Genomic DNA, 4,326 nt, shown 5'->3' on the forward strand with positions numbered 1-4,326 from the left:
GATCGCATCGTTGCCGAGGGTGAGGCTCCCGACACCTGGATAGATCGGGCGCGCGCAGCGGCCCGACAGCTTTCGGCAGGCGGACCTGAATTCGACATCTCCAAGGTTCGTGATGTGAGCCCCGAAGCACGCGCGGCGGAGCACTGGCAGGCCTATGTGTCGCGACTGGAGACCCAGCCGGGAATCATCGTCGCCCAACAAAAAATGCGCGATGGCCAATTCTATATTGCCGGCCTGAGAGACCCGCTTGCCGCCGACCCGCAGTCGCTGTTGTCCGGAACGCAGGTCGATCCTGCCCGCGTTCATTCGCAGTGGCAATTCTATCAGAGCCTTGAGCCGGAGTTCGTGTTGAAGCGGCTGACGGCGTCGCTGACTCCGCCGAAATCGGTTCGGCTTTCGATCGTCAATGATCGCATCGTTGCCGAGGGTGAGGCTCCCGACACCTGGATAGATCGGGCGCGCGCAGCGGCCCGACAGCTTTCGGCAGGCGGACCTGAATTCGACATCTCCAAGGTTCGTGATGTGAGCCCCGAAGCACGCGCGGCGGAGCGCTGGCAGGCCTATGTGTCGCGACTGGAGACCCAACCGGGCATCATCGTTGCCGAACAAAAAATGCGCGATGGCCAATTCTATATTGCCGGCCTGAGAGACCCGCTTGCCGCCGACCCGCAGTCGCTGTTGTCCGGAACGCAGGTCGATCCCGCCCGCGTTCATTCGCAGTGGCAATTCTATCAGAGCCTTGAGCCGAAGTTCGTGCTGAAGCGGCTGATGGTGTCGCTGACCCCGCCGAAATCGGTTCGGCTTTCGATCGTCGAGGATCGCATCGTTGCCGAGGGTGAGGCTCCCGACACCTGGATAGATCGAGCGCGCGTAGCGGCCCGACAGCTTTCGGCAGGCGGACCTGAATTCGACATCTCCAAGGTTCGTGATGTGAGCCCCGAAGCACGCGCGGCGGAGCACTGGCAGACTTATGTGTCGCGACTTGAGGCCCAGCCGGGAATCATCGTCGCCCAACAAACGGCGAGGGGCGGACATTTCTATATTTCCGGCCTGAGAGACCCGCAGGCCGCCGACCCGAAGGTTCTGCTGTCCGGAACAGGGGTTGATCCTGCTCGCGTTCATTCGCAGTGGCAATTCTATCAGAGCCTTGATCCGAAGTTCGTGCTGAAGCGGCTGGTGGCGTCGCTGACTCCGCCGAAATCGGTTCGGCTTACGATCATCAAGGATCGCATCGTTGTCATGGGTGAAGCTCCTGCCGCCTGGATAAACCGGGCACGGGTCGCCTCCCAACAGCTGTCCGCGGACGGACTCACCCTAGAAATCTCCGAGCTGCGTGAGTTGACCCCTCAGGAACTCACTCATTTGAGGGAGGCCATTCAAGCGGTCGACATTTTCTTCGATTCTGGCAAGGCTGTACCGGGACCAGAGCAACTGCCAGTTCTCGACAAATTGGCAAATCAGTTGAAGGAATTGGCCAAGGACGCCCGCAAGGCAGGCGTAACAGCACAGTTCATGTTGACCGGCCATTCGGACACGACAGGCCGTGAAACGGCCAAGTTGTCGATCAGCGCCGCCCGCGCGGAGACAGTTCGTGCGCTTCTCAAGAAGCGCGGCGTCGATCCGGAATTGCTCTTGGTTCGCGGCGCGGGCACCTTTGAGCCAGCGGAGACTGAAAATAGCCGAACCGGGAGCTCCGCCAATCGCAGAGTTTCGGTTACGGTAAACTTCCACTAGGGCGGAGCCCAGGATATTGCAAAAGAAGATCTGCATGTTGGGCGGGTTCGCTGTCGGAAAGACGAGTCTGGTTCGCAGGTTTGTGCAAAGCATCTTTTCAGAAACCTACTTGACCACGGTGGGAGTGAAAATCGACAAGAAGAGTGTCGCATTCCCGGACAAAACCGTGGATCTGATTTTGTGGGATTTGGCCGGCGAAGACGATATCGGCTCATTCCGCGTCAGCTATGTGCGAGGTGCGAGCGGGCTCGTGCTTGTCGTCGATGGAACCCGCGCCGCTACTCTTGCCGTGGCGCTCACGCTGCGCGAGCGGGCCGAGGCCGAATTCGGCGCTATGCCGTTTGTATTGCTGTTCAACAAATCCGATCTGGCCGATCGGTGGGCAATATCGGATAGGGAGATTAACGAGCTGAGGCAACTTGGATGGCAAATCTATCTAACAAGTGCGCTTTCGGGTGAATATGTTGATGATGCGTTTCGTCAGATTGCTTCGATGGTTACCAAATAAACCATGGGTGGATTTCCAAAAGAAGTCAGAAGCTGGATTTACGATTTCTTCTATAATGAGCACTCTGTCGCATATCTGAAAATTGACGCCCAGCTTTGCATCGCTGCGAAGGGCGGTAGTGTTAAACACTACGGACTCTCATCACTTCGCATTGGTAAGCCTGTTGCCGAGCAGCTTGAATTCATGGAGGGTTTGCTGCCTTGCCCGGAGCTTCCATATCATATGGCCATGGTCGAACTGCCGAGCGGGCGTGTCGCGGACCTTCATCTTTTTGGTGACAATGCCTGCGTGTGGCTGCTCTTTCTTGACGCCACTGCCGAACGCGACAATAGGCAGCGGCTTCAACAGAAGGCTTATGAAATGACGCTCCTGCAAGAGAGGGAGCGTCAACTCAACGAGAAACTGCAATCGACGAACGAGGCGCTGAGGGAGAGCCAAGAGGGATTGTCGCGTGAATACCAGCGCGCCGAAAGCCTACTCCTCAACATTCTTCCGGCGTCGATCGCGGAGCGGTTAAAAGCGGACGAACAAATTGCAGACAACCACGCTGAGGTGAGTGTGCTTTTTGCCGACATCGTCGGCTTTACGGAAAGAGCGCGGAGCGTCGGAGCCGAGACAACGCTCGCTATTTTAAATTACTTCTTCAAGGCGGCGGATCTGCTCTCGGAACGATACGGCTGCGAAAAGATCAAGACAATCGGCGATTGTGTGATGGTGGTCGCTGGCCTGCCAGCCGCGCGATCCGACCATGCAGAAGCCCTTGCGCACTATGCACTTGAACTGCGGAAGGCGGTTAAGCGCGAACGCTTCGCAGGAGAACCGCTAAGACTCAGAATTGGAATTCACTCAGGACCAATCGTCGCGGGCGTCATAGGCAAAAGGCGGTTTGCCTATGACCTGTGGGGCGAGACCGTTAATCTCGCCGCACGTATTCAAACGTCCGCGGAGCCCGATGAAATCCGTATTTCGGATGCAACTCACAAACTGCTTGGACCAAATTTTGCTTGCGACCCACTCGCGGAAACGGAATTGCGTGGTACAGGTCGTGTGCGAATGTGGCGGCTCCTGGCCTAATTTGCCGCTTGGCAGTGCCGACCCTGGAGCGCAGCTTGCTCGATCCATCGGCATCAGCTTTCAGCAGCTCCAGAAATACAAGAACGCTAAGAACCGCGTGAGCGCATCGATGCTCTACGAGATCGCCAGGTCGCTAGGCGTGCCTGTCAGCCGCCTCTTCGAAGGCCTGCCGGCAAACGACGAGAATAGCGAACCTCAGCCTCTGTCGGTCGACGAGCGCATCGATTTCATTGCCAGCGCAGAAGGCCGGCGGCTGATCGAGGGATTGATGAATCTTCCCCCGCGGGTAGGCGGCCGCGTGGCAGGCTTGATCTTCGCATTCGGGAAGTGCTGGCAGTCCTCGACGCGGACGGGGACAGCGCGAAGGCCGGAGAACCCGCACTGGCGGAACGCAAGACAGCTTGGCCGGCAGGTAGCCACGCAAGCGAATCTGCTGTCGCTAGACTAAAATATCCGCAATTCCGAACAGAGCGCTTCACCCATGCTGCGATTTTGGCGCCGAGGCCCGCCGGCATTCCAAAACCGGCTGAAATTCCGGAAGCCAAGCCGGTGTGGTCGCGCTGGCGAGGGTCTAAAAGGTAAGCGATTTCAATCGGATGGAGTGGCGCGCCCGAAGAGATTCGAACTCCTGACCCCCAGATTCGTAGTCTGAGAGTCGAATTTCAACGGTTCGAACGTGTCCCCTACTCCGTCAAACGTTTCGGCGGACGGAACGGAGCTTAAAGTCCGCCGAACCGCCGATTCCCCCCTACTCCCACTCAATCATCAATTAAGGCCGTACCTGATTGTTTCAATTACTTAATTTAAGTCACACAACCAGTGAGTACCGTCAAAAATACCGTCAGATTCTTACGCTGTTGAAAAGACTGAAACAATGTGGTCGCTGCCGCGGTATGCACACTTTTGATTGCATCATTTGCGAGCTGCCATTCGGCGAGGTAAAGCTGGAGTTCTCAGGATCGTGCCCCATGGCGTGGTGTAGGTAACGGCATTGGTCGCCGTGCTCTCCG

General features: G+C 57.3%; 4 protein-coding genes. All 4 read left to right on the forward strand.

Going from position 1 to position 4,326, the window contains the following annotated elements; genetic code table 11:
* A partial coding sequence (locus E5X88_RS23855; protein ID WP_292165683.1) for an OmpA family protein occupies positions 1-1,734 on the forward strand: 1,734 nt, incomplete at its 5' end.
* A 16-nt stretch (positions 1,735-1,750) separates the two neighbouring features.
* Positions 1,751-2,242 carry a Rab family GTPase gene (locus E5X88_RS23860; RefSeq protein ID WP_292165684.1) on the forward strand — a complete coding sequence of 164 codons (492 nt, stop codon included), beginning with the start codon at positions 1,751-1,753 and terminating at the stop codon, positions 2,240-2,242.
* Positions 2,243-2,245: 3 nt separating this feature from the next.
* A complete protein-coding gene (locus E5X88_RS23865) occupies positions 2,246-3,316 on the forward strand; it encodes an adenylate/guanylate cyclase domain-containing protein (protein ID WP_292165685.1) in 1,071 nt (356 codons plus the stop codon).
* Positions 3,276-3,764 (forward strand): helix-turn-helix domain-containing protein, encoded by a 489-nt coding sequence (locus tag E5X88_RS23870; protein WP_292165687.1) that lies wholly within the window; start codon positions 3,276-3,278, stop codon positions 3,762-3,764. The genes E5X88_RS23865 and E5X88_RS23870 overlap by 41 nt, the downstream gene beginning before the upstream one ends.
* Positions 3,765-4,326: the final 562 nt, after the last annotated feature.

Origin of the sequence: Mesorhizobium sp. (genome assembly GCF_004962245.1) — a bacterium.
In the GTDB taxonomy this organism is placed as follows: Bacteria; Pseudomonadota; Alphaproteobacteria; order Rhizobiales; family Rhizobiaceae; genus Mesorhizobium.